This window comes from Pseudomonas soli (genome assembly GCF_021283165.2).
In the GTDB taxonomy this organism is placed as follows: Bacteria; Pseudomonadota; Gammaproteobacteria; order Pseudomonadales; family Pseudomonadaceae; genus Aquipseudomonas; species Aquipseudomonas soli.
This window is the reverse complement of the sequence record NZ_CP128543.1, coordinates 4851435-4863976: the sequence shown is the minus strand read 5'-3', so window position 1 is coordinate 4863976 and position 12542 is coordinate 4851435. Positions and strand designations below refer to the sequence as shown.

9 protein-coding genes are annotated in these 12542 nt (G+C 67.6%); 4 read left to right on the top strand and 5 right to left on the bottom strand.

Going from position 1 to position 12542, the window contains the following annotated elements:
* Positions 1-187: 187 nt before the first annotated feature.
* Both purL and LU688_RS22425 read left to right on the top strand, forming a co-directional pair.
* Positions 188-4087 (top strand): phosphoribosylformylglycinamidine synthase, encoded by a 3900-nt coding sequence (gene purL, locus LU688_RS22430; protein ID WP_038706725.1) that lies wholly within the window; start codon positions 188-190, stop codon positions 4085-4087.
* A gap of 3 nt (positions 4088-4090) precedes the next feature.
* Entirely contained in the window at positions 4091-4402 is a 312-nt protein-coding gene (locus tag LU688_RS22425; RefSeq protein ID WP_104444959.1) for a YqfO family protein, read from the top strand.
* A gap of 80 nt (positions 4403-4482) precedes the next feature.
* Here LU688_RS22425 and nagE read toward each other — a convergent pair whose 3' ends face one another.
* Genes nagE through LU688_RS22400 form a run of 5 tightly spaced genes read right to left on the bottom strand, consistent with a single transcriptional unit; the run spans position 4483 to position 11569 of the window.
* On the bottom strand, positions 4483-6144 hold the full coding sequence (gene nagE / locus LU688_RS22420; RefSeq protein ID WP_094011676.1) for an N-acetylglucosamine-specific PTS transporter subunit IIBC: 1662 nt from the start codon (positions 6142-6144) through the stop codon (positions 4483-4485).
* 12 nt (positions 6145-6156) lie between these two features.
* Complete coding sequence (ptsP, locus tag LU688_RS22415) at positions 6157-8700, bottom strand: phosphoenolpyruvate--protein phosphotransferase (protein WP_094011675.1); 2544 nt, start codon at positions 8698-8700, stop codon at positions 6157-6159.
* An 18-nt stretch (positions 8701-8718) separates the two neighbouring features.
* Positions 8719-9741 carry an SIS domain-containing protein gene (locus tag LU688_RS22410; protein ID WP_094011674.1) on the bottom strand — a complete coding sequence of 341 codons (1023 nt, stop codon included), beginning with the start codon at positions 9739-9741 and terminating at the stop codon, positions 8719-8721.
* The gene (gene nagA / locus LU688_RS22405) at positions 9738-10826 is read right to left on the bottom strand and encodes an N-acetylglucosamine-6-phosphate deacetylase (protein WP_094011673.1); all 1089 of its coding nucleotides are present in this window, start codon (positions 10824-10826) and stop codon (positions 9738-9740) included. The genes LU688_RS22410 and nagA overlap by 4 nt, the downstream gene beginning before the upstream one ends.
* Before the next feature lie 11 nt (positions 10827-10837).
* Positions 10838-11569 carry a GntR family transcriptional regulator gene (locus LU688_RS22400; protein ID WP_038706720.1) on the bottom strand — a complete coding sequence of 244 codons (732 nt, stop codon included), beginning with the start codon at positions 11567-11569 and terminating at the stop codon, positions 10838-10840.
* Positions 11570-12030: 461 nt separating this feature from the next.
* Here LU688_RS22400 and LU688_RS22395 point away from each other — a divergent pair, with 461 nt between their 5' ends.
* Positions 12031-12270: a hypothetical protein gene (locus LU688_RS22395; RefSeq protein WP_094011672.1), complete on the top strand. Its 240-nt coding sequence runs from the start codon at positions 12031-12033 to the stop codon at positions 12268-12270.
* On the top strand, positions 12267-12506 hold the full coding sequence (locus LU688_RS22390) for a DUF3077 domain-containing protein (protein ID WP_050704173.1): 240 nt from the start codon (positions 12267-12269) through the stop codon (positions 12504-12506). The genes LU688_RS22395 and LU688_RS22390 overlap by 4 nt, the downstream gene beginning before the upstream one ends.
* The last annotated feature ends 36 nt before the right edge of the window (positions 12507-12542 follow it).

The window sequence follows — 12542 nt, the reverse complement described above, 5'->3', positions numbered from 1 at the left end:
ATCTCGACAATAGGTGGCTTGTCTGGTAGCAGGCGCTGTGACGGGAGTGGCGCAAGGGGTGATTTTTTGACCCCTGGGTCCGGTTCCACCGCCCGGCAGCATTGGCTTAGAGCGGGTGCCGAAAGCCTGCGAATTAGGCTAGAATGCACGGCCTCTAAGCACACCCCTTCCTGAGGCTGTCCCGACGATGTTGATCCTGCGCGGCGCTCCTGCCCTTTCTGCCTTTCGCCACGGTAAATTACTCGAGCAACTGAGCCAGAAAGTCCCCGCTGTTACTGGTTTGTATGCCGAATTCGCCCACTTCGCCGACGTCGACGGCGAGCTGACCGCCGACCAGCAGCAGGTGCTGGGCCGTCTGCTCAAGTACGGCCCGAGCGTGCCGGTACAGGAGCCGAGTGGCCGCCTGTTCCTGGTCGTGCCGCGCCTGGGCACCATCTCGCCCTGGGCATCCAAGGCCAGCGACATCGCCCACAACTGCGGCCTGCAGTCGATCCAGCGCCTGGAGCGCGGCATCGCCTACTACGTAGCCGGCAATATCAATGACGCCGACGCCCAGGCCATCGCCGCCGAGCTGCACGACCGCATGACCCAGCGCGTGCTGGGCAAGCTGGAAGACGCCGCCGACCTGTTCAGCCACGCCCAGCCCAAGCCGATGACCTCGGTCGACATCCTGGCCGGTGGCCGCGCCGCCCTGGCCCAGGCCAACATCGACCTGGGCCTGGCCCTGGCCGAAGACGAGATCGACTACCTGGTCGCCGCCTTCCAGGGCCTTGCGCGCAACCCGAACGACATCGAACTGATGATGTTCGCCCAGGCCAACTCCGAGCACTGCCGCCACAAGATCTTCAACGCCAGCTGGGACATCGACGGCCAGGCGCAGGAGAAGAGCCTGTTCGGCATGATCAAGAACACCTACCAGATGCACAGCGAAGGCGTGCTGTCGGCCTACAAGGACAACGCCTCGGTGATCGTCGGTTCGGTGGCCGGGCGCTTCTTCCCGAACCCTGAGACCCGCCAGTACGGCGCGGTGCAGGAGCCGGTACACATCCTGATGAAGGTCGAGACGCACAACCACCCGACCGCCATCGCCCCGTTCTCCGGCGCCTCCACCGGCTCCGGCGGCGAAATCCGCGACGAAGGCGCCACCGGCCGTGGTGCCAAGCCCAAGGCCGGGCTGACCGGTTTCACCGTTTCCAACCTGCGCATCCCCGGTTTCGAGCAGCCTTGGGAAAAGCCGTACGGCAAGCCCGAGCGCATCGTCGACGCCCTCGACATCATGATCGAAGGCCCGCTGGGCGGCGCCGCGTTCAACAACGAATTCGGTCGCCCGGCCCTGACCGGCTACTTCCGTACCTTCGAGCAGGGCATCAACACCCCGCACGGCGAGGAAGTCCGTGGCTACCACAAGCCGATCATGCTCGCCGGCGGCATGGGCAACATCCGTGAAGACCATGTGCAGAAGGGCGAGATCACCGTCGGCGCCAAGCTGATCGTGCTTGGCGGCCCGGCCATGCTGATCGGCCTGGGTGGCGGCGCCGCTTCGTCGGTTGCCACTGGCGCCAGCTCCGCCGACCTGGACTTCGCCTCGGTGCAGCGCGAGAACCCGGAAATGGAACGCCGTTGCCAGGAGGTCATCGACCGCTGCTGGCAGCTGGGTGACAAGAACCCCATCGCCTTCATCCACGACGTCGGCGCTGGCGGCATTTCCAACGCCTTCCCCGAGCTGGTCAACGACGGTGGCCGCGGTGGCCGCTTCGAACTGCGCAACGTGCCCAACGACGAGCCGGGCATGGCCCCGCACGAGATCTGGTCCAACGAATCGCAGGAGCGCTACGTGCTGGCGGTCAGCGCCGAGGACTTCGAGCGCTTCCAGGCCATCTGCGAGCGCGAGCGTTGCCCGTTCGCGGTGGTCGGCGAGGCCACCGAAGAGAAACACCTGACCGTTACCGACAGCCACTTCGACAACACCCCGGTGGACATGCCGCTGGACGTGCTGCTGGGCAAGCCGCCGCGCATGCACCGCTCGGTCACCCGCGAAGCGGAGCTGGGCGATGAGTTCGACCCGAGCACCCTGGAACTCAAGGACTCGGTCGAGCGCGTGCTGCGTCACCCGGCCGTGGCCAGCAAGAGCTTCCTGATCACCATTGGCGACCGCACCATTACCGGCCTCGTGGCCCGCGACCAGATGGTCGGCCCGTGGCAGGTTCCGGTGGCCGACTGCGCCGTCACCGCCACCAGCTTCGACGTCTACACCGGTGAAGCCATGGCCATGGGCGAGCGTACCCCGCTGGCCCTGCTCGACGCCCCGGCGTCCGGGCGCATGGCGATCGGCGAGACCCTGACCAACCTGGCCGCCTCGCGCATCGAGAAGCTGTCCGACATCAAGCTGTCGGCCAACTGGATGTCCGCCGCCGGCCACCCGGGCGAAGACGCCCGCCTGTACGACACCGTCAAGGCCGTCGGCATGGAGCTGTGCCCGGAGCTGGGCATCACCATTCCGGTGGGTAAAGACTCGATGTCGATGAAGACGCAGTGGAGCGAAGCCGGCGAGCAGAAGAGCGTCACCTCGCCGATGTCGCTGATCATCACCGGCTTCGCCCCGGTCACCGACATCCGGAAGACCCTGACCCCGCAGCTGCGCATGGACAAGGGCGAGACCGACCTGATCCTGATCGACCTGGGCCGTGGCAAGAACCGAATGGGCGCCTCGATCCTGGCGCAGACCCACGGCAAGCTGGCCGCCCAGGCGCCGGACGTCGACGACGCCGAAGACCTCAAGGCGTTCTTTGCCGTTATCCAGGGCCTGAACGAAGACGGCCACCTGCTGGCCTACCACGACCGTTCCGACGGTGGCCTGCTGACCACCGTGCTGGAAATGGCCTTCGCCGGCCACTGTGGCCTGGAGCTGGAACTGGGCAACCTGACCAGCAAGCGCGAGAAAGTCGCCGCCATCCTCTTCAACGAAGAGCTGGGCGCGGTGATCCAGGTCCGTCAGGACGCCACGCCGGATGTGCTGGCGCAGTTCAGCGCCGCAGGCCTGGGCGAAGATTGCGTCGCGGTGATCGGCCAGCCGATCAACAACGGTGAAGTGCTGATCAAGTTCGAAGGCGAAGAGCTGTTCAAGGGCGACCGTCGCCTGCTGCAGCGCCAGTGGGCCGAGACCAGCTACCAGGTCCAGCGCCTGCGCGACAACGCCGACTGCGCCGACCAGGAGTTCGACGCGCTGCTCGAGGAAGACAACCCAGGCCTGTCGGTCAAGCTCGGCTACGACGTCAACGAAGACATCGCCGCGCCGTACATCAAGAAGGGCGTGCGCCCGCAAGTGGCGATCCTGCGCGAACAGGGCGTCAACGGCCAGGTCGAGATGGCCGCGGCCTTCGACCGCGCCGGCTTCGCCGCCGTCGACGTGCATATGAGCGACATCCTGTCTGGTCGTGTCGATTTCGAAGCGTTCAAGGGCCTGGTGGCCTGCGGCGGCTTCTCCTACGGCGACGTGCTCGGTGCCGGTGAGGGCTGGGCCAAGTCGGCGCTCTTCAACGCCCGTGCCCGCGATGCCTTCCAGGCCTTCTTCGAGCGTACCGACAGCTTCGCCCTGGGCGTGTGCAACGGTTGCCAGATGATGTCCAACCTGCACGAGCTGATCCCGGGCACCGAGTACTGGCCGCACTTCGTGCGCAACCGCTCGGAGCAGTTCGAAGCCCGTGTGGCCATGGTCGAGGTGCAGAAGTCCAACTCGATCTTCCTGCAGGGCATGGCCGGTTCGCGCATGCCGATCGCCATCGCCCACGGTGAAGGCCATGCCGAATTCGCCAGCGAAGAGGCACTGCTGGAAGCCGACCTGTCCGGTTGCGTGGCCCTGCGCTACGTCGACAACCACGGCAAGGTCACCGAAGCCTACCCGGCCAACCCGAACGGTTCGCCGCGCGGGATCACCGGCCTGACCAGCCGCGACGGTCGCGTGACCATCATGATGCCGCACCCGGAGCGTATGTTCCGCGCCGTGCAGAACTCCTGGCGCCCGGATGAGTGGCAGGAAGACGCGGCCCTGATGCGCATGTTCCGTAACGCGCGGGTGTGGGTGAACTAAGGCGTGTACAAGCTCGCCTTCTTCGTCCCCGACAGCCATGTCGAAGTGGTCAAGGCCGCTGTGTTCGCCGCCGGTGGCGGGCGCATTGGCGACTATGACCACTGCGCCTGGCAGACCCTCGGCCAGGGCCAGTTCCGCCCGTTGCACGGCAGCCAGCCGTACCTCGGGCAGACCGGTCAGGTCGAGGTGGTCGAGGAATGGAAGGTGGAGCTGGTGGTGGCTGATGCGCTTATCGCCCAGGTGGTCGCTGCGCTCAAGCAGAGCCACCCGTATGAAACGCCTGCCTATGATGTCTGGCCGCTGGCCGATTTCTAGGAAAGCGTTGAATGACATCGCGGGGCAAGCGCGCTCTCACGAAGCAAATTCGTGGGAGCGCGCTTGCCCCGCGATGCTTTTCAGCCTTGCAAGGCGGCGCCCAGCGCAGGCGCCTTGCCACCCACCAGCAGATGCCAAACGCCACCCGCCTGCAGACTCACTCCCAGGCATCCCAAGGCGGCCAGGTGATCCTGTTCCACCTTGCTCTCATCCCTGACTTGCACCCGCACCCGGCTCGAGGCCACGCACTGCGCTTCCAGCAGATTGTCGCGCCCGCCCAGGGCCTGCAGCCATTCATCCACGACGACCGTCTCGGTGACCACGGCGGCCTTCTCGGCCACCGCTGCCGTCACCCGCGCATGGGGTAGTTCACCACGGATCTCATCGGCCAGCGCATCGGCCATCGGCCCCACCACCACTTGGAGGCTGCCGCCGCTGCCAGGCCGTACCACCGCCATGGCGCCGAGGGCTTTCAAGGCCTGGTCTTGGGCCAGGCCGCGATCGGCAAGTACCAGGCGCAGGCGCGTGGTGCAGGCGTCCACCCCTTGCAGGTTGGCCGCGCCGCCCAGTGCGTCGATATAGCGCCGGGCCCTGGGCACCTCCGCCCCGGCCGCCGCTTCGTTGCCGGGTTGCTCCTCGCGTCCCGGCGTCTTGAGGTCGAAGCGGCGGATACAGAAGTCGAACACGAAGTAGTAGACCACCGCATACAGCAGGCCTACAGGGAACACCAGCCAACCATTGCTGGAGCGCCCCCAGCCCAGGGCCATGTCGATGGCGCCGCCGGAGAAGGTGAAGCCCAGGCGGATGCCCAGCAGGTCGCAGACCGCCATGGACACTCCGGTGAGCAGCGCGTGGATCAGGTACAGCAGCGGCGCGAGGAACATGAAGGCGAACTCGATCGGCTCGGTCACCCCGGTCAGCGCCGAGGTCAGCGCCATCGACAGCAGCACGCCACCGATCAGCTTGCGCCGGGCCGGCAGGGCGTGGCGATACATGGCCAGGCACGCGGCGGGCAGGCCGAAGATCATCACCGGGAACATGCCGGCCATGAACTGCCCGGCGTTCGGGTCGCCGGCGAAGAAGCGCGCCAGGTCGCCGGTGACCACCTGGCCGCTGGCCGCCTGGAAGCTGCCGAAGACGAACCACACCAGGTTGTTGAGGATGTGGTGCAGGCCGGTGATGATCAGCAGGCGGTTGAGCACACCGAAGAAGAACGCGCCGATGCTGCCGCTCTCCAGCATCAGTTGGCCGAGGCTGTTGATGCCGTCCTGGATCGGCGGCCAGACCAGGCCGAACAGCAGCCCGAGGAACACCGCCGACACCCCGGTGGCAATCGGCACGAAGCGCCGGCCGCCGAAGAACGCCAGGTAGTCCGGCAGCTGGATGTCCTTGAAGCGGTTGTACAGGCCACCGCCGAGCAGACCACAGATGATCCCGGCGAGCATGCCCATGTCGATCTTCGGGTCGATCACCTTCAGCGTCGCCACCAGCACCAGGTAGCCGATGGCTCCGGCCAGGCCGGCGGTGCCGTTGTTGTCGCGGGCGAAGCCCACGGCGATGCCGACGGCGAAGATCAGCGCCAGGTTGGCGAAAATCGCTTGCCCTGCGTCATGCACCAGGGCGATGTCGAGCAGGTCGGTGTCGCCCAGGCGTAGCAGCAGGCCGGCGATGGGCAGGATGGCGATGGGCAGCATCAAGGCGCGGCCGAGCCGTTGCAGGCCCTGGATGAAGTGCTGGTACATGGTGCGCTCCGATTATTGTTGTAGGGCCGCGGCGGCGGCCGGTTGGGCGTGGGACTGGGCGGTGAAGTCGCGGCAGGCCTGGCGCACTGCGGCGGCGCTGGACAAGCCCAGCAGGCCTTGGCTGAAGCGGCGGCAGGCGGCGGCATCGAGCTGGCGCACCTGCGCCTTGATCTCACCGATCTGCGGCGCGCTGACCGACAGCTCGGCCACCCCCAGCCCTATCAGCACCGGCGTGGCCAGCGGGTCGGAGGCCAGCGCACCGCACACGCCAACCCAGCGCCCGTGCTTCGCCGCGCCCTGGCAGGTCAGCTCGATCAGGCGCAGCAGGGCGGGGTGCAAGGCATCCACCCGCGCAGCCAGCCCGGCGTGGTCGCGGTCCATGGCCAGGGTGTACTGGGACAAGTCGTTGGTGCCGATGGAGAAGAAATCGGCATGTTCGGCCAGGCGCTCGGCGAGCAGCGCCGCGGCGGGCACCTCGATCATCACCCCCAGCTCGGCGCGTTGCCCGATGCCCAGCTCGCCGGCCAGCCGGTCCAGGCGCTGGCGGATGGCGATCAGCTCGTCGACTTCGGTCACCATCGGCAGCATGATCCGGCAACGCTGTTGCGGGCTGACTTGCAGCAACGCGCGCAACTGCTGGTCGAGCAGTTCCGGGCGCACCTGGCCCAGGCGGATGCCGCGCAGGCCCAGCACCGGGTTGGCCTCGGCCGGCAGGGGCAGGTAGTCGAGCTGCTTGTCGCCGCCCACATCGATGGTACGGATGATCACCGGGCGTTCGGCCATGGCATCGAGCACGGCCTGGTAGGCGCTGCGCTGCTCGGCCTCGTCCGGCGCGGTGGGGCGGTCGATGAACAGGAACTCGCTGCGCAGCAGGCCGATGCCGTCGGCACCTTGGGCCAAGGCCTCGGCGGCTTCCTCGGCACTGGCGACGTTGGCGGCAACCTCGATCACTTGGCCATCGCGGGTGCGGGCGCTTTGCTGGGCGGCGGCCCGCTGGCGTTGGCGGGTTTCGTGGCGCTGTTGCACATGACGCTGCACCTCGGCCAGGCGCTGCGCATCAGCCTCGGTTTCCAGGCGGCCCTGGTCGGCGTCCAGCACCAGCGGCGTGCCGGCGGGCAGCTCCAGCAGCGCTTCGCCCACGGCCACCAGGCACGGCAGGCCGCGGGCGCGGGCAAGGATGGCGACGTGCGAGGTGGCGCCGCCGGCGGCCATGCACAGCCCGGCGACCTCGTGGCGGGCCAGTAGCAGCAGGTCGGAGGGCGTCAGTTCATGGGCGACGACAATGGCCGAGGGCGGCAGGCGCAGTTGCCGGGTTTCACCAAGCAAAGCGCGCAGCACGCGCTGTTGCAGGTCGTACAGGTCGTTGGCGCGCTCGGCCAGCAACGGGTTGCCCAGGCTGCGCAGGATCTGGCACTGGGCATCGATGGCACGGCTCCAGGCATGGCTGGCGGCGACGCCGTTGGCGATATGCTGGCGGGCGTCGCCGAGCAGGGCCGGATCGTCGAGCAAGGCCAGGTGGGCCTCGAGGATCGCGGCCGCGTCCTCCTGGCCGCGCGGCAGGTGGCGCCAATCACGGTCAATGGCGTGGCGCACTTCGGCCAAGGCCGAGTTCAACGCCTGGTGCTGTGCGGCGGGATCGTTGTCGCCGTTATCGGGCGGCAGGCTGACCCCGTCCAGCCGGGCCAGTGGCCCTTGGGCCAGCCCGGGGGCGGCGCAGACACCGGTAAGCATGCCGGGCCCGGCAGCGGGCTTGGGCATGGCGGTGCTGGTCGGCGCGTGCGCGGCATGGCGCTCACCGACCGAGGCTGTCTGCACGGCGGCGGTCAACGCCAGCAGCGCGGCCTGGCTGTCTGGCCCGGTGCAGATCAGTTCGACTTCGGCACCTTCGCCAACGCCCAGGCCCATGACCGCCACCAGGCTGTCGAGGTCGGCCTCGCGCTCGGCGAAGCGCAGCACGGCATGGCTCTGGAAACCTTGCGCAGTCTGGCGCAGCAAGGCAGCGGGGCGGGCGTGCAGGCCGCCGTGATGAGCGACCCGGGCGTGACCGCGCGCGCTTTCATCGCTGACCGGCCGGGCCTGCGCTTCGTGACCTGTGGCCTCGACCTCCAGTAGCGCCGCGCCGAGCTGCGCAGTGCCTGCCTCCAGTCGCCTCAGGCCAAAGCCAGGGCCATTGCTGATCAGCATCACGGTGACCAGGCTGACACAGTGCTGCGCCACCAGGTCCATGTCGAAGCGCACCAGCGGCTGGCCTTGGCGGACTTGGTCGCCCAGCGCCACCAATGGCGAGAAGCCACGGCCCTGCAGTTGCACGGTGTCGACACCGATATGCAGGAGGATTTCCGCACCGTTGGCCGCGCGCAGGGTCAGCGCGTGACCGGTGCGGGCCAGTTGCACCACCTCGCCGGCACACGGGGCGTGCAGCACGTCGTTGAGTGGGTCGATGGCGACGCCGTCACCGAGGGTGGCGCTGCTGAACACCGGGTCCGGCACCTGCTCCAGCGGCACCAGCGGCCCGGCGAGCGGGGCATGGAGGATGATCTTGTTATTGTCGGGCATGCGCTGTTCCTCGCGGCTTCACTGCGTGCAGGTCACTTTGCTCAGGTGGCGCGGCTGGTCGGGGTCGAGGCCACGGGCCTCGGCCAGGGCCGCGGCCATGACGTAGAAGCTCTGGATCGCCAGCAGCGGGTCCAGGGCCGGGTGTTCGGCGCAGCTCAGGGTGAGGTCGCGCCCGGCGATATTGGCGGGCGCGGCCAGCAGCACATGGGCGCCGCGCTGGCGCATGTCGGCGGCCAGTTGCAGCAGGCCGGCCTGCTCGACGCCGCGCGGGGCGAACACCAGCAGCGGGTACTGGGCGTCGATCAGCGCCATGGGGCCGTGGCGCACCTCGGCGCTGCTGAAAGCCTCGGCCTGGATCACCGAGGTTTCCTTGAGCTTGAGGGCCGCTTCCTGGGCGATGGCAAAGCCGGCGCCACGACCGATCACCATCAGCCGTTCGGCATCGCGCAAGGTATCGAGGGCCGGGCTCCAATCCTGGGCGGCGGCCTCGCGCAATTGCGCGGGCAGGGCAAGGCCGGCTGCCAGCAGGGCGCGGTCCTGGCCCCAATGGGCGACCAGGCGGGCGCTGGCGCTCAGGGTGGCGACGAAGCTCTTGGTTGCCGCCACCGACAGCTCTGGCCCGGCGCCCAGCGGCAGGTGATGCTGGCAGGCCTGCTCCAGCGGCGAGCCCTCGGCATTGACCAGCGACACCGTGGTCGCGCCGCACTGGTTCAGGCGACGCAGGCTGTCGACCAGGTCCGGGCTCTGGCCCGACTGCGAGAAGCCCAGCGCCACCTGGCCGCGTACCCGCAGCGGCGCCTGCTGCAAGGTCACCACCGACATCGGCAGCGAGGCCACTGGCAGGCCGAGCTGCTGCATGGCGACATAGGCGAAGTAACTGGCGGCGTGGTCCGAACTGCCCCGGGCCACGGTCAGCGCCACTTGCGGGTCGAGCCGGCGCAGTTGTTCGCTCAGGGTTTCCAGGCGCGGGTCCAGTACCTGGTTCTGTCGTTCGACGACATCGGCGCAGCTACGAGCTTCTTCGAGCATCCTTGAGCTCATGCGGTTTCTCCTTCGACCATCACGGCGGTCAGGTTCAGTTGGCGATCGAGCAGCACCGTGTCGGCCCAGGCGCCCGGTTGCAGGCGGCCACGGTCGGCGATGCCGAGGTAATCGGCGGGGTAGCGGGACAGGCGCGCGGAGGCCTCGGCCAGGGGCAGGCCGATCTTCACCAGGTTGCGCAGGGCCTGGTCCATGGTCAGGGTGCTGCCGGCCAGGGTGCCGTCGGGCAGGCGCACGCCGCCCAGGCACTTGGTCACGGTGTGGCTGCCCAGGCGGTATTCGCCGTCGGGCATGCCGGCGGCGGCGGTGGAGTCGGTGACGCAGTACAGGCACGGGATCGCGCGCAGGGCCACCTTGATCGCCCCAGGGTGCACGTGCAGCAGGTCGGGTATCAGCTCGGCGTAGCGGGCGTGGGCCAGGGCCGCGCCAACGATGCCCGGCTCGCGGTGGTGCAGCGGGCTCATGGCGTTGTACAGGTGGGTGAAGCTGCTGGCGCCGGCCTCCAGGGCCGCCACGCCTTCCTCGTAGCTGCCCAGGGTGTGGCCGATCTGCAGGCGGATGCCGCGCTGGCTCAAGGCCTGGATCAGCGGCAGGTGCCCGGCGATTTCCGGGGCGATGGTGATGACCTTGATCGGCGCCAGGGCCAGGTACTCCTCGACTTCGTCGAGCAGCGCCTGGTGGGCGAAGTTCGGCTGGGCGCCGAGCTTGCCGGGGTTGATATATGGGCCTTCCAGATGAACGCCGAGAATGCGCGCGCCCTGGCGCGGCTGCTTGAGGTGCTCGCCCAGTTCGGCGAGCACGCGGGTCAGCTCCTCGCGGGGCGCGGTCATGGTGGTGGCCAGCAGCGAAGTGGTGCCGAAGCGCCGATGGGTGCGGGCGATGGTGGCGAAGGCGTCGCCGCCCTGCATGATGTCGCTGCCCCCACCACCGTGCACGTGCAGGTCGATGAACCCGGGCAGCAGATACGTCAGGTCGTTGGTCTGCGGGTCGCACGGCGTACCCTCGATGGCCCGGATGCGGCCGTTTTCGAGGTGCAGTTGTCCGCGCACCCAGCCGTCGGGGGTGAGGATGTTGGCGATGTCCATGGGGGCTCCGGTCAGCGTCGCAGTTCGGCGACGAAGTCGTAGTAGTCGTTGCGGCAGTAGGTGTCGGTCAGTTCGATGGCGGTGTTGTCGTCGAGGTAGCCGATCCGGGTCATCAGCAGCATGGCGGTGCCGGGTGCGATGCCCACCTGGGCGGCCAGTTCGTCGCTGGCGTTGATCGCGCGGATATGCTGCAGGGCGCGCACCACCGGGCGGCCGAGCTGGTCGAGGTGCTGGTACAGCGAATCGCCGATGGCCTGCGGGTCGCCGAGCAGGCGGGCGGGCAGGGTGCTGACCTCCACCGCCATGACGATGTCGTCGGCCTTGCGCAGGCGCTTGAGGTGGGCCACCTGGTCGGTGGGCGACAGGCCGAGGCGGATCAGTTCGTCGCTGCTCGGCGTGCCGATGCTGCGCTCCAGCCACTGCGAGCTGGGCACGAAGCCTTTCATGCGCAGCATTTCGCTGAAGCTCGACAGGCGCGACAGGGGTTGTTCGAGGCGTGGCGTGATGAAGGTGCCGGAGCCCTGGATGCGCTGGATCAGGCCTTGTTCGAGCAGGACTTCCAGGGCCTTGCGCGCGGTGACCCGGGAGATGTCCAGGGTTTCGCTGAGGGTGCGCTCCGAGGGCAGGGCCTGGTCGGCGGTCCACTGGCCGGCATGGATGGCCTGCTCAAGGTTGCGCGCCAGCTGCAGGTAGAGCGGGGTGGCACTGGTGTCGTCGGGGCGCAAAGCGGTTAGAGGACGCATGGGCGGTGTCCGGTATTGTTGTGGGATGAAAACTAATACCACTTTAATACCAGGTCAATACCACTGGTCTGTATTAGTGTGTCGATGGGGATGAATATCGATAGAGATTTGGCGCCTATCGATGAACGCCCCGTCCCCCAAATCTCCTGTCGGACATTTCCGAACTTGAAACCAAATGCTTCAACCGGAAAAGCTTGGGAACTATCCTACGTGCTTGCCGGAAGCTGGCGCGTTGTCGGGGAAAGACCCCAGGGATAACTTCACCGGGTCGCCACATTGTGGTGACAGGGTGTGAGAACCCGCATCACGAAGAACGCCGCTCTGCTATGGCAGCCGTGCGCGGGCAGGTTCTGCCTGACCGGTTTTCTTCGTGACCGGGTTCTCACTCCGTGTACGGCTGCCACCCAATCATGTGAGAACGATCAAGTGGCGGTTCCTGTTAATCACGAAGGAACTTCCCAATGAAAAAACGCGTACCTGACCCACCCCGTCTCGCACCCTTTATCAGTATCCGTCCCACGCTCGCCCGCGAGGAGGCGATGGCCGCCGCCGTCGAGGTAGCCACTGCCATTTCCGATGTGCTCGATATCTACTTCCAGACCGAACCCGGTGAAGTTCAGGACCGTCTGTTCACCGCCAGCGACTACCTCGGCCAACTGGCCTGCGCCCTGCTCGAACACAAACCGGAGCTGCGACCATGACTCGCGGACATACTGCAGGTCGCACGGTCTGCCTGGACCTGTTCAAGGTCGAACCGGGTGTTTCCTTCGAGGACGCTTTCAGCGAGTTGTCGGTGCTGCTCGGCTGCATCCGCCACCTGACTTGCGAGGCGGAAATGGAGGGTGACCTGCTGGCCGGCAGCTCGGCGCGGATCCTCAGCGCCATGGCCAAGGCGCTGATCGATGACATGGAGGTGGGGTTGAACCGTTCTGGTTGAGCTGATGGCCCTATCGCGGGGCAAGCCCGCTCCCCC

What these genes read in the sequence shown, in the direction of transcription:
- LU688_RS22410 (WP_094011674.1), bottom strand. Translation starts at nt 9,741, where the DNA reads ATGAGCTCAAGGATGCTCGAAGAAGCTCGTAGCTGCGCCGATGTCGTC.
- ptsP (WP_094011675.1), bottom strand. Translation starts at nt 8,700, where the DNA reads ATGCCCGACAATAACAAGATCATCCTCCATGCCCCGCTCGCCGGGCCG.
- purL (WP_038706725.1), top strand. Translation starts at nt 188, where the DNA reads ATGTTGATCCTGCGCGGCGCTCCTGCCCTTTCTGCCTTTCGCCACGGT.
- LU688_RS22400 (WP_038706720.1), bottom strand. Translation starts at nt 11,569, where the DNA reads ATGCGTCCTCTAACCGCTTTGCGCCCCGACGACACCAGTGCCACCCCG.
- nagE (WP_094011676.1), bottom strand. Translation starts at nt 6,144, where the DNA reads ATGTACCAGCACTTCATCCAGGGCCTGCAACGGCTCGGCCGCGCCTTG.
- LU688_RS22395 (WP_094011672.1), top strand. Translation starts at nt 12,031, where the DNA reads ATGAAAAAACGCGTACCTGACCCACCCCGTCTCGCACCCTTTATCAGT.
- LU688_RS22390 (WP_050704173.1), top strand. Translation starts at nt 12,267, where the DNA reads ATGACTCGCGGACATACTGCAGGTCGCACGGTCTGCCTGGACCTGTTC.
- nagA (WP_094011673.1), bottom strand. Translation starts at nt 10,826, where the DNA reads ATGGACATCGCCAACATCCTCACCCCCGACGGCTGGGTGCGCGGACAA.